This is a genomic window from Faecalibacter macacae, assembly GCF_003687725.1.
Taxonomy (GTDB): Bacteria; Bacteroidota; Bacteroidia; order Flavobacteriales; family Weeksellaceae; genus Empedobacter; species Empedobacter macacae.
On record NZ_RDOJ01000025.1, the window covers coordinates 13,809 to 36,003 of the forward strand.

22 protein-coding genes are annotated in these 22,195 nt (G+C 31.0%); 14 read left to right on the plus strand and 8 right to left on the minus strand.

What is annotated here, in order from left to right; genetic code table 11:
- Positions 1-2: 2 nt before the first annotated feature.
- The 3 genes from EAH69_RS13090 (at position 3) to EAH69_RS13100 (ending at position 4,879) form a co-directional block, all read left to right on the plus strand.
- On the plus strand, positions 3-3,167 hold the full coding sequence (locus EAH69_RS13090; protein WP_121935662.1) for an efflux RND transporter permease subunit: 3,165 nt from the start codon (positions 3-5) through the stop codon (positions 3,165-3,167).
- Positions 3,168-3,260: 93 nt separating this feature from the next.
- Positions 3,261-4,052, plus strand: a complete 792-nt coding sequence (locus EAH69_RS13095; RefSeq protein ID WP_147439149.1) for a hypothetical protein — start codon at positions 3,261-3,263, stop codon at positions 4,050-4,052.
- Positions 4,053-4,120: 68 nt separating this feature from the next.
- Positions 4,121-4,879, plus strand: a complete 759-nt coding sequence (locus EAH69_RS13100) for a hypothetical protein (protein ID WP_121935664.1) — start codon at positions 4,121-4,123, stop codon at positions 4,877-4,879.
- Between the two features lie 48 nt (positions 4,880-4,927).
- On the opposite strand, the gene EAH69_RS13105 is transcribed toward EAH69_RS13100, so the two are convergent.
- Entirely contained in the window at positions 4,928-5,512 is a 585-nt protein-coding gene (locus EAH69_RS13105) for a PhnA domain-containing protein (RefSeq protein ID WP_121935665.1), read from the minus strand.
- A 107-nt stretch (positions 5,513-5,619) separates the two neighbouring features.
- On the opposite strand from EAH69_RS13105, the gene EAH69_RS13110 reads away from it, so the two are divergent.
- Positions 5,620-6,471, plus strand: coding sequence for a PDDEXK family nuclease (locus tag EAH69_RS13110; RefSeq protein WP_121935666.1), 852 nt, complete (start codon positions 5,620-5,622; stop codon positions 6,469-6,471).
- 34 nt (positions 6,472-6,505) lie between these two features.
- Here the strand turns inward: EAH69_RS13110 and EAH69_RS13115 are convergent, their stop codons facing one another.
- On the minus strand, positions 6,506-6,967 hold the full coding sequence (locus tag EAH69_RS13115; RefSeq protein WP_121935667.1) for a DUF4268 domain-containing protein: 462 nt from the start codon (positions 6,965-6,967) through the stop codon (positions 6,506-6,508).
- Positions 6,968-7,090: 123 nt separating this feature from the next.
- Here EAH69_RS13115 and EAH69_RS13120 point away from each other — a divergent pair, with 123 nt between their 5' ends.
- From EAH69_RS13120 to EAH69_RS13140, 5 genes are all read left to right on the plus strand, one after another.
- Entirely contained in the window at positions 7,091-7,576 is a 486-nt protein-coding gene (locus EAH69_RS13120; RefSeq protein ID WP_121935668.1) for a TlpA disulfide reductase family protein, read from the plus strand.
- 6 nt (positions 7,577-7,582) lie between these two features.
- A complete protein-coding gene (locus tag EAH69_RS13125; protein ID WP_121935669.1) occupies positions 7,583-8,188 on the plus strand; it encodes a thioredoxin family protein in 606 nt (201 codons plus the stop codon).
- A gap of 228 nt (positions 8,189-8,416) precedes the next feature.
- Positions 8,417-9,376: a zinc metalloprotease gene (locus EAH69_RS13130; RefSeq protein ID WP_121935670.1), complete on the plus strand. Its 960-nt coding sequence runs from the start codon at positions 8,417-8,419 to the stop codon at positions 9,374-9,376.
- A gap of 98 nt (positions 9,377-9,474) precedes the next feature.
- A complete protein-coding gene (locus EAH69_RS13135) occupies positions 9,475-9,930 on the plus strand; it encodes a hypothetical protein (RefSeq protein WP_121935671.1) in 456 nt (151 codons plus the stop codon).
- Position 9,931: 1 nt separating this feature from the next.
- The gene (locus EAH69_RS13140; RefSeq protein ID WP_121935672.1) at positions 9,932-10,831 is read left to right on the plus strand and encodes an MBL fold metallo-hydrolase; all 900 of its coding nucleotides are present in this window, start codon (positions 9,932-9,934) and stop codon (positions 10,829-10,831) included.
- Positions 10,832-10,861: 30 nt separating this feature from the next.
- Here the strand turns inward: EAH69_RS13140 and EAH69_RS13145 are convergent, their stop codons facing one another.
- On the minus strand, positions 10,862-11,668 hold the full coding sequence (locus tag EAH69_RS13145) for a GH12 family glycosyl hydrolase domain-containing protein (protein ID WP_230466825.1): 807 nt from the start codon (positions 11,666-11,668) through the stop codon (positions 10,862-10,864).
- Positions 11,669-11,729: 61 nt separating this feature from the next.
- Positions 11,730-12,671: an NAD(P)H-dependent flavin oxidoreductase gene (locus tag EAH69_RS13150; RefSeq protein WP_121935674.1), complete on the minus strand. Its 942-nt coding sequence runs from the start codon at positions 12,669-12,671 to the stop codon at positions 11,730-11,732.
- A 171-nt stretch (positions 12,672-12,842) separates the two neighbouring features.
- On the opposite strand from EAH69_RS13150, the gene EAH69_RS13155 reads away from it, so the two are divergent.
- The 3 genes from EAH69_RS13155 (at position 12,843) to EAH69_RS13165 (ending at position 16,883) form a co-directional block, all read left to right on the plus strand.
- The gene (locus EAH69_RS13155; RefSeq protein ID WP_019976296.1) at positions 12,843-13,064 is read left to right on the plus strand and encodes a DUF2795 domain-containing protein; all 222 of its coding nucleotides are present in this window, start codon (positions 12,843-12,845) and stop codon (positions 13,062-13,064) included.
- A gap of 130 nt (positions 13,065-13,194) precedes the next feature.
- A complete protein-coding gene (secA, locus tag EAH69_RS13160) occupies positions 13,195-16,314 on the plus strand; it encodes a preprotein translocase subunit SecA (protein WP_121935675.1) in 3,120 nt (1,039 codons plus the stop codon).
- A 44-nt stretch (positions 16,315-16,358) separates the two neighbouring features.
- Positions 16,359-16,883, plus strand: a complete 525-nt coding sequence (locus tag EAH69_RS13165) for a YqiA/YcfP family alpha/beta fold hydrolase (RefSeq protein WP_121935676.1) — start codon at positions 16,359-16,361, stop codon at positions 16,881-16,883.
- A 42-nt stretch (positions 16,884-16,925) separates the two neighbouring features.
- On the opposite strand, the gene EAH69_RS13170 is transcribed toward EAH69_RS13165, so the two are convergent.
- From EAH69_RS13170 to EAH69_RS13180, 3 genes are read right to left on the minus strand one after another with little or no spacing between them, the layout of a single operon-like run.
- Complete coding sequence (locus EAH69_RS13170) at positions 16,926-17,246, minus strand: hypothetical protein (protein ID WP_147439151.1); 321 nt, start codon at positions 17,244-17,246, stop codon at positions 16,926-16,928.
- Complete coding sequence (locus EAH69_RS13175; protein WP_121935678.1) at positions 17,236-17,580, minus strand: phage holin family protein; 345 nt, start codon at positions 17,578-17,580, stop codon at positions 17,236-17,238. The genes EAH69_RS13170 and EAH69_RS13175 overlap by 11 nt, the downstream gene beginning before the upstream one ends.
- A gap of 53 nt (positions 17,581-17,633) precedes the next feature.
- On the minus strand, positions 17,634-17,981 hold the full coding sequence (locus tag EAH69_RS13180) for a YtxH domain-containing protein (RefSeq protein ID WP_121935683.1): 348 nt from the start codon (positions 17,979-17,981) through the stop codon (positions 17,634-17,636).
- Positions 17,982-18,081: 100 nt separating this feature from the next.
- Between EAH69_RS13180 and EAH69_RS13185 the strand changes: the two genes are divergently transcribed.
- Together EAH69_RS13185 and murB are read left to right on the plus strand one after the other, a co-directional pair.
- Entirely contained in the window at positions 18,082-19,281 is a 1,200-nt protein-coding gene (locus EAH69_RS13185; RefSeq protein WP_121935679.1) for a pyridoxal phosphate-dependent aminotransferase, read from the plus strand.
- A gap of 71 nt (positions 19,282-19,352) precedes the next feature.
- Positions 19,353-20,372, plus strand: a complete 1,020-nt coding sequence (murB, locus tag EAH69_RS13190; RefSeq protein ID WP_121935680.1) for a UDP-N-acetylmuramate dehydrogenase — start codon at positions 19,353-19,355, stop codon at positions 20,370-20,372.
- A gap of 144 nt (positions 20,373-20,516) precedes the next feature.
- On the opposite strand, the gene EAH69_RS13195 is transcribed toward murB, so the two are convergent.
- Complete coding sequence (locus tag EAH69_RS13195) at positions 20,517-21,320, minus strand: cobalamin-binding protein (protein ID WP_121935681.1); 804 nt, start codon at positions 21,318-21,320, stop codon at positions 20,517-20,519.
- Between the last annotated feature and the right edge of the window lie 875 nt (positions 21,321-22,195).

The window sequence follows — 22,195 nt, forward strand, 5'->3', positions numbered from 1 at the left end:
GAATGAAATTAGCTGAAATATCGATTAAACGACCTACGCTTATTATCGTATTATTTACGATTTTAACGCTTGGTGGTTTATTAAGTTATTCGAGTTTAGGATACGAATTAATCCCAAAATTTGATGTTAACGTAGTTACAGTTTCTACAATTTATCCTGGAGCTTCTCCTGGAGAGGTAGAAAACTCTGTAACCAAAAAAATAGAGGATGCAGTATCGTCCTTAGAAAATGTAAAGAAAGTTGAGTCTAAGTCCTATGAGAGTGTGTCAATCGTTATGATTACATTAAACTCTGATGCTGATGCCGATTATTCTTTAAATGATGCACAACGTAAAATTAATCAGATAGTTTCTGATTTACCAGATGATGTAGAAGAACCATCGTTAAGTAAATTCTCTATGTCTGATTTACCAATTATTACAGCTGGTGTATCTTCTGATAAATTAAATGATAAAGATTTATACGATTTATTAGACAAAAAGATCGAACCAATTTTAGCTCGTGTAAAAGGTGTTGCACAAGTTAACTTAATTGGTGGTCAAGAACGTGAAATTCAGGTTCGTTTAGATGCTAAGAAATTAGAAGGTTATGGTTTATCTGTCCCTCAAGTTCAGCAAGCAATCTTAACATCAAACTTAGATTTCCCGACTGGTAATATTAAGACAAGAGAAAATTCAACTATTATTCGTCTTTCAGGTAAATATCAATCTGTAGAAGAATTAAATGGATTAGTTCTTACAACAAATAACGGAATTCAGATTCGTTTATCTGAAGTAGCATTGGTTTATGATGCTCAAAAAGAAGTTGAGAAAGTTGCTCGTTTAAATCAAGAACCATCTATTATTTTCCAGGTTGTTAAACAATCTGATGCAAATGCTGTTGAGGTTTCATCGTTAATTCAAAAAGCAACAAAAGATATTGAAAAACAATTTGAATCACAAGGAGTTAAGGTTCGTATCATGAATGATACTTCTATCTTTACTTTAAACGCTGCAAATTCGGTTGTTTTCGATTTAGTTTTAGCCATTGTTTTAGTTGCAGTGGTAATGTTATTATTCTTACACAGTATTCGTAATGCATTTATTGTAATGGTTGCCATTCCGGCATCATTAATTGCTACGTTTATTGGTATGGAATTATTAGGATACACACTTAACTTAATGACTTTATTAGGTCTTTCGTTAGTTGTTGGTATTCTGGTGGATGATGCCATCGTTGTATTAGAAAATATTTACCGACACATGGAGATGGGTAAATCTCGTATTAGAGCTTCTTACGACGGAGCTGCCGAGATTGGATTTACTGTAACTGCGATTACTTTAGTAATTGTTGTAGTATTCTTACCAATTGCCTTATCAACTGGTTTAGTTGCTGGTATTATTGGTCAATTCTGTGTAACGGTTGTTATTGCAACTATGTTATCATTATTATCATCATTTACAATTGTACCTTGGCTATCTTCTCGTTTTGGTAAATTGGAGCATTTAACTGGTAAAAATTTATTCGAGAAATTTATTCTTTGGTTTGAAAGTGTTTTAAATTCATTCACTAATTGGATCGGAAATTTATTAAAATGGTGTTTAAGCAGCGTTTGGACTAAAATTGCTTCTATCGTTGGTGCTGTAGCATTATTAGTTGCATCATTTATGTTAGTTCCTTTTGGATACATCGGAACAGGTTTCTTCCCTAAAATTGATAAAGGAGAATTCTTAGTACAGATTGAATTACCTAAAGATGCATCTGTTGAACAAACAAATCAAAAAACAATTCAGATTGAGCGTTATTTAAGCCAAAAACCTGATATTGTAGATATGATTACAACAGTTGGTCAACAATCTGGTGGTATGGGTGCTTCTCAAGCTACTGCTTACCAGGCAGAGATTGATGTAATTTTGACTGATAAATCTTTACGTGCTGATAATTCATCTATCTATGCAGCTAAGATTAAAAAAGAATTACAAGAACAATTTGTTGGAGTAAAAATTAAAACGGTACCAGTAGGTTTAATTGGAGCTGAAAATGCACCATTAAAATTAACTGTAACGGGAACAGACTACGAAGCAGCTGCGAAGTTTGCTACACAAGCTTTAAATGTTTTAAAAGCTATTCCAGGTTCATCAGAACCAGAATTAACTTCTGAAGATGGTAATCCAGAAATTACTGTTTCTGTAGATCGTGATAAAATGTCTGCTTTAGGATTAAACTTACAAACAGTTGGTCTTACTATGCAAACAGCTTTCTCTGGTAATACAGATGGTAAATACCGTGATGGAGCATATGAATATGATATTAATATTCAGTTTGATGATTTTAACCGTCGTTCAATTGAAGATGTAAGAAATATTATTTTCGTAAATAATGCAGGACAACAAATTAAATTGAGTCAGTTCGCTGAAGTAGTTCAAGGTTCTGGACCATCATTATTAGAGCGTCGTGACAAAACAGCCGCAGTTTCTATCGAATCACAAGTAGTTGGTCGTGCAGTTGGTACGGTTGCTAACGAGTGGATGGAAAAAATCCAAGAATTAGAAAAACCAGCAGGAGTAGACTACGTTTGGGGTGGAGATATGGAAAACCAAACGGAAGGTTTTGGTACATTAGGAATCGCATTATTAGCCGCTATTATCTTAGTTTACTTAGTAATGGTTGCTTTATATGATTCGTTTGTTTATCCTTTCGTGGTATTATTTTCAATTCCATTATCGTTAATTGGTGTATTTGTAATTTTAGCATTAACGGCAAACTCATTAAACGTATTTACGATTCTGGGTATGATTATGTTAATTGGTCTTGTATGTAAAAATGCCATCTTACTTGTCGATTTCACAAATCAACGTAAAGAAGCTGGCGAATCAACTTACAACGCATTATTACAAGCTAATCACGCGCGTTTACGTCCAATCTTAATGACAACGATCGCCATGGTATTTGGTATGATTCCTATTGCGATGGCAAAAGGAGCTGGTGCCGAAATGAACAATGGTTTAGCATGGGTAATTATTGGTGGTTTAATTTCATCGTTATTCTTAACGTTAATTATTGTACCAGTTGTTTACTCAATCTTTGATAGTTTAATAAGAAAGTTTACAAAAGGAGAACCAATCGATTATGAAGCTGAAATGAAAGCAGATTACGAAGAAGTTCAGATTAAAGAAGAATGGGAGTAATCCTATTTTATATAAACTTACTATTATAAAAATGCCGTTCAGTTTTCTGGACGGCATTTTTTTATTACATTTAATTAAAATCTACCAATTATTATGAAAACTATACTCTCAATATTTTTACTCCAATTTGCACTTTTTACCTTTGGTCAAAATCCTAGCAATACGTTAAATGGTTTATATAAAAATTCAGCTAAGAATTCACTTTATTCAACATTGAATTTTGATGGAAATGGAAAAGTTACCGTTTCAGAAATGGATGCTTATGATTTTTTTGAACGCAATGATTCGATTGTGATTTTAGTTGATCGAATACCGTTTGTTTTAAAGAAAAATAAGAGTAATATTTTAAAGGGAGTTGGAGATTGGATTGATGGTGAATCTTTTAAATCCACAGAGAAATCTTTTACTTATAACCAAATGACTCCAGCTAATATACAAAGAGCTAAATGGGTTGCTAATCATTACGATATAAATTATAAAAACATATTGGATTATGCATTTGATGAAAATATTGGTTTTGATCAGTTAAATAAAAATCTAATTATTAAAAATGAAAGTGCTTGTAATGAAGGATTTGATCTTGCTTGTATACAAGTTTTTTCATTGAAATTGATAGAAAATATGGGTGGCTTTAGTCAGATTGTTAATTCAGATTCAATAGAAAATATTAAAGCACAACCCGATGATGATTTAGAAAAATTAGGTCAAAAGATTATAACTTTAGGAAACGCAGAAGGTTACGGATTATTAGCAAATTATTATATGTTTCTTGGTAACGAAGAAAAATTTAAATATTACAAAGATCTTGGATTAGAAAATGGTTGTAAGCTTTGTTTTAACTTAGAAATTAATAGTTTAGTTGAAGAAATAGAAGGAGGTGAATAAAATAAATTTAAAAAGAGAATCGATATTTGATTCTCTTTTTTTTATATTTAGTTGTAATTAAATACAATATGAAGCTAAATTTCTTTTTTTTACTTTTCTTTATTATTGGAATTTTTTCTAAAGTATATTCTCAGCCACGCAATGACTTAAAGGGAATTTACCAAGGAAATTCTAAATACACCTATAATCTATTAGAGTTATTAGGCAACGGTAAAGCAATAATTAATAATGATATCGCTTCTGAATATTTTCACGAAAATGATAGTTTGTTTGTCTTTGTAGATATGAATGTATCTATCTATTCAATTGAAAAATCTAAATTGAAAGGATTAACAAAATGGCAAAAGAATGAAAATCTAAAATTAATTTCTAAATCAGAAATAAATGATGAAATAGAATTTGAACCTAATCAAAGGGCAGATTGGTTAAAACGTTTTTATTTGAATAATTCTCAGCTTAAACTTTCAAAATTAATGGATAATGGATTGTTGCCTTTGCATTTTGAAGATATCAATAAAAATAATAAAATACTTTGTGATGAAGGTTTTGACTTGGGTTGTGTTCAGAATTTTTCCTATTTAACTTTACAACTCTTAAATCAAGATTATACAACTGTAAATAATAATTCGTCGGAATTTGATGAACTAAAAACAATTGCACAACGTGTCATTGATCTTAAGAATCCAGACGGATATGGTTTAATGTATTCGTATTACGTGATGAAGGACCAAGAGACAAAAGGCGAAGATTTTTTAGAAAAAGGATTGAGCGAAGGAAGCCAGTTGTGTTTAAAATTATCAATGGATAAATTAAGTTTAGAACCATAAAAAAAGGGAATCAATTTGATTCCCTTTTACATTTATATAGCTATAGAATTATGCTTGTTTCTTTACGTACTTCGTTAAAATCACAATTGATTGACCTTCAACTTTTCCTTCAATCTGCTCGTGGTTGTCGTGTACTAAACGAATATTACGAACTGCAGTTCCGATTTTAGCATTTAAAGAAGATCCTTTAACATCTAAATCCTTTGTTAACGATACAGTATCACCATTAGCTAAAATATTTCCATTACAATCTTTGTGTAATTGTACAGCTCCATCCCCAATATGATCTCCAGATGCTTTTGCATATTCTAATGTTTCATCATCAAAATACATCATATCAATAGCGTCTGCAGCCCAACTTTCGTTACGGAAACGGTTCAACATTCTCCAAGATAAAACTTGTACACCAGGTACTTCGCTCCACATAGATGTTAATAAAATAGGCTCCCAAAAAGCAGCATCTAATTCTTCTCTTTTTTCAACTTGTGCTAAACATTTTTCGTTGATTAAAATAATACGATCAGGATTACTTGATGCATCGGGTTGAACTTCATAAATTTTTAAATTATCAGTTGCTCCACTTAATTCACATTGATTTCCACTACGTTCTTTTAAAAGAGTATCTATTTTCATCTATTATTATTTTTTTGTTGTGCAAAGATAAGATTTATTATTAATTATTCATTTTTGAGCGTATTAATAGAATAATTCTATAAATTTAAAGTTCCTAAACAAGAAATATGAAAGTAACAAAATTCAATGGTGAATTAGTTGATTATAATCCCAAGGCATTAAAAATATCATTAACAAAATCTGGAGCAACTAAAGATGAAGTTGAAGAAGTTTTTGATTTGATGACTCCAGATATTTTTGATGGAATAAAAACACAAGATTTATACACCTTAGCTTTTGAAAATTTAAAGAAATACAGAAGTTCTTATGCTGCACGTTACTCTTTAAAGAAAGCTTTAAGAGATTTGGGTCCTGAAGGATATTATTTTGAGAAATACATTAAACGATTAATGATTTCTGCAGGATTTAACGCAATTAATAGCCAAACGGTACAAGGAACTGCAGTAACACACGAAATTGATGTTGTTACAGAAAAAGATGGCAAATTATATTTTTGCGAGTGTAAGTTTCGTAATGATGTTGATGCGAAAATTAGTGTAACAACACCGATGTATTTTATGTCGAGAATGATTGATGTTTGCGATCATGAATATACATTTTTCAATAAAACTTTAAAACCAACTAAAGGATTCTTAATTACGAACGCCTATTTAACTTCTGATTCTGTAAATTGGGCTGCACATTATAATGTTGGAATGATTTCTTGGAATTTTCCAGAAAAAATGAGTCTGAAATACTTAATTGATAATTTGGCTATTTATCCAATTACATGTTTAACGACATTAAATGAAGAACAGCAAAAAGAGTTAATGAAAGAAGGTTGTTTATTAGTACAAGATATTATAGAAAAAGAAGATTATTTATTGTCTTTACATTTAGAAGATAGCTTGGTTGCTCAGTTAGTAGAGGAAGCGAAAGAATTATTAGCAATTGAACGATTAGAATGTATAATCGAATAAATAGAAAAAGCTCGGAATTATCCGAGCTTTATTTTTATTTAAAAATTTCAAAACTTTCTTTATGATCAATCCAAAATTCATCTAAGTTTATCATTCGTTCTTTTAAGAATGTAATGATTTCTGGCCAATCAGAATCTCTGAAAATACTTACATTTTCTAATCTAATTTTAACGGTAGAAATTTCTTTTCCATCTTCGTCAAAATCATTTGCAGTCCAAATCCATTCTTCGCCAATATAACTTTTTAAAACAAGTTCATATTCCTCTAACTGTTCCCAAATCATTTGTCTAAAATCTGGATCCGCATGATCAATCTGAATCATAACTTCAGCAAATTTTCTATCTACATTCGTACGAAAGTAAATTCCTTTTACACCAGTTTTATAATTAATCCAGTTAATGCGTTCTCCTTCTGCATTCATTTGTAGTTTCATATATCCACCATACGAAACCCAAAAATCTTTTTTCTTCTGAAAAGCTTCTTCTTTTGAGTACAAGTCAACAATTTTTTACAAAATTCGTTAATTTAGATGGAATTACAAAAATTGAGTTAAAATCTATTGAATGCTTGTGTTTAAACACTAAAAACTATTAATTTTAAATTCAAATTAAAGTATAAAATGAAATTTATAAAAATATTCTCTCTAATTGCCATTTTAGGGTTTAGTAAAATTAACGCACAAGAAGTTAAAGTGATTAAATACGAAGAATTGTTTCAGATGGTAAATCAACCAACGGATCAATTAATTGCAGTAAATTTTTGGGCAACATGGTGTGGACCTTGTGTGGAAGAAATGCCACATTTTGTTGAGGTAAGTGAGCAATACAAAGAAAACCCTAATTTCAAAATCTTGTTTGTTTCAATGGATCGTGTAAAACAATTAGAAAAAGTAAAGCAGTTTATTAATGATTATAAAATTAATGCTGAAGTTGTTTTATTAGATGATAATAAACGTATGAATGAATGGATTCCTGCAATTGATAAATCATGGAGCGGAAATATTCCTGTTACAGTTTTTTATCAGAATGGAGAAAAAGTTCATTTTGTTGGACAAGATATGAGTAAAAATGAACTTGAACAAAATGTTAAAACATTTATAAAATAACATAATATGAAAAAACACTTAAAGTTCTTATTTTCTGCTTGCTTAATCTTGATTGGATTAGTAGTAAATGCGCAGTACAAAGTAGGTGATGTTGCTACAGATTTTAGTTTAAATAATATCGATAGTAAATATGTTTCTTTGAAAGATTATAAAAATGCAAAAGGTTATATTGTGATTTTCACTTGTAATCATTGTCCTTATGCAAAAGCTTACGAAGAGAGAATTATTGCATTAGACAAAAAATACAAAGATTTGGGTTATCCTGTTATTGCAATAAATCCTAATGATCCTGATGTTCAGCCACAAGACGGTTTTACTGAAATGCAAGTTCGTGCAAAGGAAAAAGGATTTACTTTCCCATATTTATTAGATGAAGGTCAAAAGATTTATCCACAATATGGAGCAACTAAAACACCACATGTTTTTTTATTACAAAAAGAAAAGGATAAGAACATCGTAAAATATATCGGAGCGATTGATAATAATTACGAAGATGCTAATGATGTGTCTGAACGTTATGTAGAAGATGCAGTTGATGCATTGTTAGCTAATAAACCAATAAAAGTAACTTCTACTGTAGCAATAGGATGTACGATTAAGGTTAAAAAGTAATTTTATAAAAAGATAGTTTAAAAAAGCACTCAAGTTTTTGGGTGCTTTTTTAGTTTGTTACAATATGATAATACTGTAATTAATGGATGTTTTAAGTATTAATAACTTAACTATTTAGTGTTGTGGTTAAATTTATTTTAATAAAACATAAAAAAAATGAATTATATTTAATTTAGTTTAATAAATATTTATTAATTTTAAATAATTAACACGAATAAAGTACTAATTATGAAGAAATTAATGTTTTTATTATCAGCAGTTTTTGTTTTTACTGCTTGTTCAGAAGATGATCATTCTGAAAATGACAATCAACCAAGAGATACAGCAGAAGTTGTAGGAAAACGTGGTTGTGCAACAGATGAGGTTTTTAAAGCACAATTAGCTGCAGATCCAACTTTAGCAGCTCGCATCCAACAAATTGAAGAGCATGCTAGTAAATTTGATTTATCTAATGCTCGTTTAGTAAATGGACAAATTGTAATTCCTGTTGTTGTAAATGTATTATACAGAACTACTGCAGAGAATATTTCAGATGCACAGATTCAATCACAAATTGATGTTTTAAACAAAGATTTTAATGCTCAAAATACAGATTTCGCATCTGTTCCTTCGGTTTTTTCAGGAGTAAAAGCGAATGTAGGTATCCGTTTCGAGCTGGATCAGGTTCGTCGTAAGTATGTAAATCGTACATCTTGGGGAACGAATAATTTAATGAAAGGATCAACAGGTTTAACAGCGTTAACACCAACAACAAAAATGAATCTTTGGGTATGTACTATCGGTAATGGAATTTTAGGATATGCTCAATTCCCAGGAGGTGCATCTTCAACTGATGGAGTAGTAGTAGATTCTAAGTATTTAGGAACTACAGGAACAGCAACTTATCCATTTAATTTAGGTCGTACTGCAACACACGAAGTTGGTCACTGGTTAAACTTACGTCATATTTGGGGTGATGCAACTTGTGGAACTGATTTAGTAGCTGACACGCCAACGCATAACACAGCAAATTATGGTGTACCAACTTATCCACATTACAGTACTTGTACAGGTACACCTATTGAAATGACAATGAATTATATGGATTACAGTGATGATAGAGGATTGTATATGTTTACAAACGGTCAAAAATCTAGAATGCTATCTTTATTCAGTTCAGGAGGAGCAAGATATAGTTTTGCACAATAATAGTTTTCTTAACTATCTAATATAACCTATAGACTCTTAGATTTATATCTAAGAGTCTTTTTTATTTTGTAAATTGAACTAAATTAAAACCTAAATAAATGAGCAAAAATTACAATAGAAAAGATATAATAGATCATCTAATTCATCTTAGACAAGAAGAAGTTCAAACATTAGAAAATACGCATAAAATGTATACTGAAAGTTTAGATTTAGATGAAGATTCTAGTGTAGAAGTTGATGATTTGGTGCAACAAAGTCGATCTACAGAAGATGCTATTACAACCAAATTAAGAATAGACGAAGCTAAAAAAGAGTTAGAAGTTTTTGTAAAACTTAAACCAGAATTAGTTTCAGGAATTACTGAAGGAAATGTTGTTTTTACAAACAAAGTAAATATTGTTATAGGTTTAGCTTTTCAGCAGTTTGAATTTGAAGGGGATAAATTTGTAGGAATGAGTACGAAAGCTCCAATTTATAAATATATCGAAGGAAAAGTGAAAGGAGAACAAATTGAATTTAATGGAATTGAATATACTATAGAAGAAATACTTTAAAATGCCACAAATACACACAATTGATTTAAATTTTCAGCAAGAAGATCATTCTATTGCTGCTTATTTGATAGAAACTGCTCAAGGTCCAATTTTGATAGAATCGGGACCAATGTCTACTTTAGATGCTTTACAAAAAGGTATAGAAAATTTGGGTTATCAATTAAAAGACATCGAAAATGTTTTATTAACTCACATTCATTTTGATCATGCCGGTGCTGCATGGAAATTTGCAGAACATGGAGCGACTATTTTTGTACATCCGATAGGAGTGCCGCATATGCAACATCCAGAAAAATTATGGAATTCGGCTGCTCAAATTTATGGAGATGATATGGATCGCTTATGGGGTGAAATGAAACCTATACCAGAAGATCAAATAGTTGGAGTTACTGATGGGAATGTTATCGAATTTGGTGATGTTGTAATAAATGTCTTATATACGCCTGGACATGCGGTGCATCATAATGCTTATCAAATAGATGATGTTATTTTTACTGGAGATGTAGCTGGTGTAAAAATTGGAAATGGTCCTGTTGTTCCTCCATGTCCACCGCCAGATATTAATATTGGTTTATGGAAAGAGTCGATTGAAAAAATAAGAAGTAAAAATCCATCAGCCTTATATTTAACTCATTTCGATCGTCAAGAAAATCCAATGCAGTTATTAAACGAATTAGAAATTATAATGGACGATTGGGCGAATTATATTAAGCCATTTTACGATGATCAAATTCTGGCAGATAAGATTGTTCCTTTGTTTATGAACTATACTAAGAATCAGTTTAAAGAGAAAGGTTTATCTGATGATGAAATTCAGACTTACGAATATGCCAACCCAAGTTGGATGTCAGTAAACGGATTACTTCGTTATTGGAAATTAAAAGAACAAGGAAGAATATAAAATTAAAGCTGTCAATTTTGACAGCTTTTTTTATTTAATTTCTACTTCGTATTGTAATATTTTTATTTCTCCGGTTGAGGTTAAGATTTCAGTTCCAAACTCAAAAGAAGATAAATAGGAATTGTTTTTATATAAATTATGTTCTTTCATATAATTGATGAATTCCATTAAAATTAATTTTCCACTTCTGCGTTTATTTAATCGAACAAAAGCAATATAATCCCAGCCTTTATTCAATTCTTTCTTGAAAATTTTACCCGTATAAACTTCGTATTGACCATTAGACGTTGTCAGTTTTCCTTGTTTTTTACCAAAAGGTTTAAATTTATTGTAATCTTCCCAAATCATTACTTCGGCACCAATTGTTTCAAATGCTACTTTGGGCGAATTGTGTAACCAAAAATCAAAAGCAAGATTGTATTTTTTATCATCAACTTTTAAATCTGTTTTATAATCGACATTAAAACTTTTGATTTCTTCTAAGTTTTTAAAATAATTATCAGATTTAATTTCATTTAATTTATACCAAGCGCTTGTTCCTAAAAATATCATAGGATAGCCCAAAACACCATAAGATTTCCCAGGAGTTTTCCATCTCCAACCCGGCATATCATTTTCTAAAAATATGGATTGATCGTAAGTTCCTTTTTTAATTTTATACGTTCCCCATTTATTATTATTTATTTCAAATTCCTTCCAATTTATTATTTCACCCGAATTATGTTTTTCAATTCTTTGGGCAAATAAAAGTAGAGGAGAAGCAAGTAAAACGAAAATGATTAAGATATTTTTCCACGAATTTTTATTGATTTCAATATAATTATCTTCTGGTTTCATCTGTAAAAAATAAAAGGATGCCAAAACTGACATCCTTATAAAAATAATATATTTTCCTGAATTATAATCTGTTTATTAATTCTTTAGCTTTATTAAAATCTAAGATTAATTCGTCAAAGACTTCTTGTACAGTAGGAATTGAGTCAATTAATGCAGAAACTTGTCCAATTTCTAATTCTCCATTAATTAAATCTCCTTCAAACATACCTTTTTTAGAACGTCCTCTTCCTAAATGATTTTTTAATTCTTCTGCAGTTGTTCCTTTAATATATAAATCCTGAACTTCGTTATAGAATTGATTTTTAATTAATCGAACCGGAGCTAATTCTTTTAAAGTTAACATCGTATCACCTTCTTGTGCTTTTACAATTTCGTCTTTAAAAGCGTCACAAGCAGACGATTCTACAGTTGCTGCGAATCGTGAACCAATTTGTACACCATCAGCACCTAAAGCCATTGCTGCTAACATTTGAGATCCAGTAGCGATTCCACCTGCAGCAATTAATGGTATATCAATTTGCTTTCTGACATTAGGAATAAGACACAAAGTCGTAGTTTCGTCTCTGCCATTATGTCCTCCAGCTTCAAAACCTTCTGCCACGACAGCATCAACACCAGCATCCATACATTTTTGAGCAAATTTTGTACTACTTACTACATGTGCAACTGTTATTCCTTCTTTTTGTAATATTTCTGTCCAAGTTTTAGGGTTTCCAGCAGACGTAAAAACAGTTTTGACACCTTGTTCTATAATAATTTCAATTATTTCTTCTAAATTAGGATATAACATTGGAACGTTTACTCCAAAAGGATTGTTTGTTGCGGCTTTACATTTGATAATGTGTTCTTTAAGCACGTCAGGGTACATGCTGCCTGCACCAATTAAACCAAGACCTCCAGCGTTACTTACTGCTGATGCTAAACGCCATCCACTGTTCCAAATCATTCCACCTTGAATAATTGGATGTTTTATTGAAAATAATTTTGTTATATTCGTGTCCATTTTCTTATATTTAGTTGCTAAAATTAGATAAATAAATCTAAGAAAAAAGTATTAATTTTAAGAAAAGACTGACAGTTTGACTTTGGCAAATTATTTGATTCGGAAATTTCGAATTTTTGAATCGATAATAGAGAGTTAAACAGTCTCTACTAATAATAAAAAGATATAACTATGTATTGGACTTTAGAATTGGCATCTTACTTAAGTGATGCACCATGGCCAGCAACAAAAGATGAATTAATTGATTACGCGATTCGTACTGGAGCTCCATTAGAAGTAGTGGAAAACTTACAGTCTATTGAAGACGAAGGGGATTCTTACGAAAGTATTGAAGAAATCTGGGCTGACTATCCAACGGATGATGATTTCCTTTGGAACGAAGACGAATATTAATATAAAAAAGCCCAAATTGGGGCTTTTTTCAATTCTATAACATCTATATCAAACATAGTTGATGTATATTTACATCGAAAACTATTAAAGGTCAATTCCTTTAGTGGTTTGGATAAGAACGAGCTACAATATGAATATTATTAATAAAATTTTACAGGGATTCTTAGGTAATAAGAATGAAAAAGATGTAAAAGAATTACGTAAATACGTAGATTTAGCCAATAGCTTTGGTCCTACTTTAGAGGCTTTAACTATTGACGAATTAAGAGCAAGAACTACAAGTTTCCAAAAGCAATTAAAAGATGCAACTGTAGAATTTACTTCTCAAATTAATGAATTAAAAGAGAAAGTTGAAGCTACTTCTGATTATACAGAGAAAGAAGCATTATACGCTCAGATCGATAAAATAAATAAAGAGGCTTACCAAATAGAGGAAAAAATTTTAACAGAGATTTTACCTGAAGCTTTCGCGGTTCTACGTGAAACTGGTAAACGTTTTACAAATAATGAACAATTAGAAGTTACTGCTTCTGATTATGATAAACAATTAGCTCAATTTGGAGTTGACTATGTTACTTTAAAAGACGAAAACACTGCTATTTGGTACAACGAATGGGATGCTGCTGGTCGTAAAGTTAAATGGGATATGGCTCACTACGATGTACAGTTCATCGGAGGTTCAGCTTTACACCTTGGTAAAATTGCAGAGATGCAAACAGGGGAAGGTAAAACGTTAGTAGCAACTTTACCTATTTATCTAAATGCGTTAACAGGTCGTGGAGTTCACTTAGTAACGGTAAATGATTACTTAGCTAAACGTGATATGGCTTGGATGCGTCCAATTTTCAATTTCCACGGACTAACTGTTGATTGTATTGATAATCACCAACCAAATTCTGCCGGACGTCGTAATGCTTATGCATGTGACATCGTTTATGGTACGAATAATGAGTTTGGTTTTGATTATTTACGTGACAACATGGCAAACGAACCTAGTGCTTTAGTACAACGTGAGTTAAATTTTGCTATTGTCGATGAGGTCGATTCTGTTTTAATTGATGATGCTCGTACACCATTAATCATTTCTGGTCCAGTTCCGCAAGGAGATCGTCATGAATTTGATGTTTTAAGACCAAAAATTGATACGTTATATCACATTCAACGTGAAATGTTAGGTAAAACTTTAAATGAAGCGAAAGCGTTATTTAAAGCTGGCGATTTAAAAGAAGGTGGTTTCAAATTATACCAAGTTTACCGTGGTTTACCTAAGTATAAACCTTTAATTAAATTCTTATCTCAGGATGGAGTTCGTGCTCAATTACAAAAAACTGAAGCATACTTTATTCAAGATAACAACCGTGAAATGCCAAAAGTGGATCAACACTTATATTTCACAATTGATGAGAAATCAAATCAATCAGATTTATCAGACAAAGGTATTGAGTATTTATCAAAAGGTATGGAAGATGAAAATTTCTTCATTTTACCGGATGTATCTACTAATATTGCTGCAATTGAGAATTCAGGTAAATCAAAAGAAGAAGTTGCTTTAATGAAAGAAGAGTTCTTCCGTGATTTCTCTATCAAATCTGAGCGTATCCATACAATGTCTCAATTATTAAAAGCATACACTTTATTTGAAAAAGATAATGAGTATGTTGTAGTTGATGGTGAAGTTAAAATTGTTGACGAATCGACTGGTCGTATCATGGATGGTCGTCGTTATTCTGATGGATTACACCAAGCGATTGAGGCAAAAGAAAATGTAAAAATTGAAGCAGCTACTCAAACTTTCGCAACTGTTACATTACAGAATTACTTCCGTATGTATAACAAGTTAGGAGGTATGACTGGTACTGCTGAAACAGAAGCGGGTGAGTTCTGGGAAATTTACAAATTAGATGTAGTTTCTATTCCAACAAACCGTCCAATTTTACGTCACGACAGAAACGATGTTGTTTTCAAAACTAATCGTGAAAAATACAAAGCTGTAATTGAAGAAATTACTAAGTTATCTCAAGAAGACAAACGTCCAGTTTTAGTTGGTACAACTAATGTAGAGGTTTCTGAGTTATTATCTAAAGCATTAAAATTACGTGGAATTCAACACAATGTTTTAAATGCAAAATTACACAAGAAAGAAGCTGATATCGTAACAGAAGCTGGTCAACCAGGTGCGGTAACTATCGCAACAAACATGGCTGGTCGTGGTACGGATATTAAATTAACACAGGAGGTTAAAGATTTAGGAGGTTTAGCGATTATTGGTACAGAGCGTCATGATTCTCGTCGTGTAGACCGTCAGTTACGTGGTCGTGCGGGTCGTCAAGGTGATCCAGGATCTTCTCAATTCTATATCTCTTTAGAAGATTCATTAATGCGTTTATTCGGTTCTGAAAGAATTGCAAAATTAATGGATCGTATGGGTCACAAAGATGGTGAAGTTATTGAACATTCAATGATTACAAAATCTATCGAACGTGCTCAGAAAAAAGTAGAGGAAAACAACTATGGTGTTCGTAAGCGTTTATTAGAATATGATGACGTAATGAACAAACAACGTGAAGTAATTTACAAACGTCGTCGTAATGCATTATTCGGTGATCGATTAGAAGTAGATATCGCAAATATGATTTACGATGTTTCTGCATCTATCGTGAAAGAGAATAAAGAATTTGATGATTTTGTTCGTTTCGAGTTAGATTTAATCAAATACTTTACAATGGGAACTCCTGTAGATGAAGCAACATTTAAATCGACTTCAGCAAAACAATTATTAGATATCGTTTATCAAGCTGCTATTGCAGATTATAGAGCGAGAATGGAATATGTTGCTGAAACGGCATTCCCTGTAATTGCAGGTGTATATGAAAATCAAGGTCATATGTTCTCTCGTATCCAAGTTCCGTTTACAGATGGTATTCGTCAAATGACAGTTGTTTGTGACTTAAAAGAAGCATATGAGTCGCAAGGAAAAACGATTACTAAAGATTTCGAAAAATCGATTGTTTTATCTTTAATTGATGATAACTGGAAAGAGCACTTACGTGATGTTGATGATTTACGTCGAACATCTCAGAATGCTGTATACGAGCAAAAAGATCCATTAGTAATTTACAAACAAGAATCATTCATGATTTTCCAACGTATGTTAGATACGGTTAATAAAGAAATTATTTCTTTCTTATTTAAAGGTGAATTACCAAATGCTAAAAAATCTGAAGAACAAACAGAACAACAAGAAGCTTAATTAGATTAAAATTCATAAATTTAAAATCCATAATCATAAAGGTTATGGATTTTTTTATGGAAAATAAAATGTTGAAAGGGATATATTTACACGGCTATCAGGGTTACGTAACAGAAGAAAAGAAAGCATTTTTAGAAAGGTTTGGAGATATATATGCGCCAAATATAGATTATGATAATAATCCAGCAATATTATATAAGTTATATGATAATTTTAAAGATGAAAAAATTGATTTTGTTGCAGGAACAAGCTTAGGTGGTATATTAATTTATCATTTAGCAATTTTATTAGACGTGCCATGTTTATTGTTAAATCCAGCAGTAATAGCATTAGAGCAAGTAAGACCATTTATACCAAAAGAAGCTTTTACTATTGTTCCTGCTAAAGATATTTTTGTTTTGGTTGGAATGAAAGATGAAGTCGTAAATCCAAAACTTCAGTTAGATTTTTTTGATAAATTAAATCAAGAATCAAACAATGTTACAATTAAAATTGATGAAAATTTAGAACATTTTATTCCTTTTCAAAAGTTTGTGGATGTGTTTAATGATTTTAGAAATATTATATAAAAGAAAGGCACTCTAGTTAGAGTGCCTTTTATTTGAAATAGTTTATAACTTTTTCTTGATGTAATCTTGTATTTTTTCAGTAATGATAGGAACTGCAATTACGATTAATCCAGAAATTAATATTTTACTAAATCCTTTCATTGGATATTTGTTACTTGCTTTATCTCCAATCCATTGTAGAGTTGATTCTACTTTGTTACTAGCAAAATTTTGATCCGATGAAAAAGTAGAAAATGCGTTAAAAGCTTTGTTCATCAAAGAGTTTTCACTTGCTTTTTCACTTGAACGAATTTCTGCTTTCAGACGTTTTTTTGCTAACCTTAAATCATCTAGATTTTTAATCTGTTTTCGATTATTCTTCATCTTCGTCATCATCTTGGTTAGTCATAGCATTCATAGCACTTTCTACAGCAATATCCGCTAATAGATTTTTTAAATTTTTTCTAAAAATTAAACAAAGTACTAAGAATAAGAAATAAATTCCTGTAACGGCTAAAAATCCATATCCGTAATTATTAAAGTAATCTCCTAACAGAAATCCAGCTGCTAAACTTCCTAATAATATAAGAAATAATACAGCAGCAGCAACAATGATTGCAAAGATACCACTTGCAAACATATTACTTGTAGAATCTACAATTTCGTATTTGGTTAATGTGATACGTTGGTTCACATAGGATTTTACGTCTGAAAACATAATTAGAGTATGGCTAGAATTAATATTATAGATTACAGTATTTGATCAATTAATTAAACTCCAACGTTTTCTTGGAATTCGTCTTTAACTTCTTTAGCCTTGTCTTTAGCTTTACCTGTAACTTCTTCAGCTTTTGCCATTAACTCGTCTTTTTGCTCAGCTAATTTTGCTTTAACTTCTTCTAACTTAGCTTCTAATTCAGCTTTAGCTTTTTTAGCTTTTTCAGAAAAATCACCAGCGTATTTATCAGCTTCTTTCTTTAATTTATCAGCTTCTTTTTTTAATTTTTTTCTTGTGTCAGCTCCAGATTCAGGTGCATATAATAATCCAACTACAGCTCCAATCGCTGTACCAATTGCTAAACCAGCTAATAATTTTGCGGCATTATTTGATTTACTCATAATAAAGTTTTTTTTATAGATTAAACGAATTGTATATTTACAATCTAAAATTACAAAAACAATACCAAATAAGGCAAGCAAACAACAAATTATTTTAGAAATGTTAGTTTTATCAAATAAATCACAAAACATGCCTGCATCTCCAATTCGTAAGTTAGTTCCTTACGCAGATGCAGCAAAACAAAGAGGTACAAAAGTTTATCACTTAAACATTGGACAACCAGATATTGAATCGCCAAAAGCAGTATTAGAAGGTTTGAAGAATTTCCCTTCAAATATTATTTCTTATACGCATTCAGAGGGTACTTTAGAATACAGAGAAGCATTAGCATCTTACTATAATAATAGGGGGATTGATGTGACTTCATCAGATTTTATTGCAACTTTAGGTGGATCAGAGGCATTATTATTTATTTTCGGAATTATTGCAAATCCAGGAGATGAAGTAATTATTCCAGAACCATTTTATGCGAATTACAACGGATTTACATGTGAAAATGATGTAAACATTGTGCCAGTTCCATCTTCAATAGAGAATAATTTTGGTTTACCACCAGTTGAAGAATTTGCAAAAAAGATTACAGACAAAACAAGAGCAATCTTAATTTGTAATCCAGGAAATCCTACAGGATATGTTTACTCTAAAGAAGAATTAGAGCAATTACGTGATATTGTTTTAGAACATGATATTTATTTAATTGCTGACGAAGTTTATGCAGAGTATTTATATACAGAAGAACCATTTACTTCTATTTTAAGTTTCCCTGAATTAAAAAATCATGCAATTGTAATTGATTCAGAATCGAAACGTTTTTCTTTATGTGGTGCTCGTTCTGGTGCAATTGTAACACGTAACCAAGATTTTATGGGTGTTGCTATGCGTTTTGCTCAAGCTCGTTTAAGTCCGGTTGAATTATCTCAATACATGGCGACTTTAGCACATAACAATGTCGGAAATTATTTTGAAGATTGTCGTGCAGAATACTTAAAGCGTCGTGATGTTTTAGTTAATGGTTTAAAAGAAATTCCAGGTGTTATTGTTCCAAATCCAAAAGGTGCTTTTTACTGCATGATTCAATTACCAGTTGATAATGCAGAGAAATTTGCAATTTGGTTATTAGAATCTTTTAACTCAAACGGAGAAACTGTAATGTTAGCGCCAGGAGCAGGTTTTTATAGTACCCCAAACGCAGGAGTACAAGAAGTTCGTTTAGCTTATGTTTTAAAAACTGAAGATTTAGTTCGTTCAGTTGAGATTTTAAAAGAAGCGTTAGAGCAATATCCTGGTACAACAAGATAATTTACAAATACGTAATAAAGAGTGTGAAGCTGAATTTATTTCAGCTTTTCATTCCATTAAAATATTGAAAGATGAATATCATCGAAAATTATTCTTTAAAATTATATAATACTTTTGGTGTTGATGCAAAAGCAGATTTTTTTGTGGACGCAAATAATATTACCGAGTTAAAAAAAGCATTAGTTTTTCGTCGTCAAAAAGATTTGCCAATCTTATTTATCGGTGGTGGAAGCAATATGCTTTTCGTTAATGATTTTAAAGGATTAGCTTTAAAACTAAACTTAAAAGGTATTGAAGTTGTTAATGAAGACGAAGATTTTGTTTACATTAAAGCGCAGGGAAGTGAAAATTGGCATCAATTTATCCAATGGACATTAACTCAGGATTTTGGAGGTTTAGAAAATTTATCACTAATTCCAGGAAACGTAGGAACGGCTCCAATTCAAAATATTGGTGCGTATGGAGTAGAAGCGAAGGATACAATTGTTGAGGTGCAAGCTTTGTCTCTTGAAACTGGTGATGAACGTATTTTTACAAACGAAGAATGTCAGTTTGGTTACCGCGAATCTATTTTTAAAAATGAATTAAGAGGTCAATATGTTTTAGTTGCAGTTACGTTTAAATTAACGAAACGTAATCATCAATTAAAAACTTCTTACGGAGCTATTCAAAAAGAATTAGAGGGTGAAGGAATTGCCAATCCAACAATACAAGATGTTTCTGCTGCAGTAGTTCGTATTCGAGAGTCTAAATTACCAGATCCTGCTCAAATCGGAAATTCAGGAAGTTTCTTTAAAAATCCTGTAATTTCTAAAGATGATTTTGAAAAAGTGATAACTCAACATCCAAACATTGTAAATTATCCAGCTGAAAATGGAGTCAAATTGGCTGCAGGTTGGTTAATCGAACAAGCAGGATGGAAGGGAAAGCGTTTTGGAGATGCAGGTGTTCATGATAAACAAGCATTAGTTTTAGTGAATCACGGTAATGCAACCGGGAAAGAAATCTACGATTTATCTGAAAATATCATTCAAGATATTAAAACGAAATTCGGTGTTACTTTAGAACGTGAAGTAAACATGATTTTCTAAAAATAATTTAAAAAAAGGAATCCATTTTTGGATTCCTTTTTTATACAGAAATCTTTAAATTATTCAAGCATTTCAATTTTATGTTACTTCTAGCTTGTCGAGAAGTCTTTCAAATTGTTTTTCTGAGCTTGTCGAAGAAACTTATTAGGAATAAAAATCACTACAATCTTTAATTATTTTTTGTAACTGCGCTAATCCATCAGTCATAGCAGCTGGACCTGGTTGAAGAATAAACTCAGATTTAATCTCATACAATTGATTGTTTTTAATAGCATTAATTTCAGAAAATCCTTCACGAGATTTAACTAAATCAGGCTTAAACATTTTTCCGCACCAAGAACCAATAATTAAATCTGGATTAGCCTCAATAACTTGATTTTCCGAAACAATTCTATTTTTTGCATGAAATTCATTTTTTAAATCCGGAAAACATAAGTTTCCTCCACAAAGTTCAATTAATTCCATTACCCAAGTAGATCCAGTCATTATTGGTTCATTCCATTCTTCAAAATGGACTTTTGGTTTAAAATCTATAGATTTTCCAATTTCAAATGCTAAATCTAAATTTCTATTGTACTCATTAATTAATTTTAAACCTTCCAAACGATTTCCAATTAAAGAAGTGAATTTTAAAATCATATCCAAAATTCCTTCAACCGTATGATGATTAAAAATGTAAACATCAATTCCTCTACGGATTAATTCTGCGGCCAAATCAGCTTGTAAATCTGAATATCCAATCACTAAATCAGGTTTTAAAGCAATTATTTCATCAAATTTAGCATCTAAAAATGTAGAAACTTTAGGCTTTTCTTTTCTTGCTTGCGGTGGTCGATACGTAAAACCACTAATTCCAACCAATCGATTTTGCTCACCAATAGCGTATAAAACTTCGGTACCTTCTTCAGTTAAACAGATTATACGTTGCGGATATTTAGGTGTATACATTCTTTTGTGTTTTAGTAAATATACAAAACTGGATTTATATGTTTTAATATGAATATTAATTTTCGATTGGAATTTAATGTTCCTTGCTACGCAACTCATTTTCCCGAGTCCTTTCATCAAAGTATTTTGTAACACCAGCTTTTTAATAAGCAGTTATTACAAAATAATCAATCCGGGCTATCATTTCTATTTTTTCTTTATAAAATATTTTCCGGTTCGTCATTACGAAGTATTTTATTCAACTGTCCTCCTGAACTTGTTTCAGGATCTCATCATTATTTTTATCAGTAATCTGTCATTCCGAGGTATCGAGGAATTTCAAAAGCCTTTCGAAGCATTTTTTTTATATAAAATGGCCTTCCGATTAGCAGACGAGAGTCAATTCATCGAAATGTAATGTTCGAAATAATTAGTGAGTGAAACGAATCATCTAATCATTTCCATGAAATGAGATGTAAATTGACCGTCGAAAATCGTAGCCTTGATTTTTTGAATACTTTTTTATCAAGAAAAAAGTAATAAAGAAATTTAGAATACCTAAGCCACACCGTGGCTTCTCCTTTTAATTTCAAATGTTTTGGATCAAGCCAAAATGAACATGATATAAATAGAATAAAAAAAATAGTTTAATTAATCAAAAATCTAAAATCGTCAATCAGCAATATCCTCCGCAGCTTGTCGAAGCATTTTTTTAAATAAAATGGCCTTCCGATTAGCAGACGAGAGTCAATTCATCGAAATGTAATGATCGAAATGATTAGTGAGTGAAACGAATCATTTAATTCATTTCCGAAATGAGATGTAAATTGACTGTCGAAAATCGTAGCCTTGATTTTTTGAATACTTTTTTATCAAGAAAAAAGTGATAAAGAAAT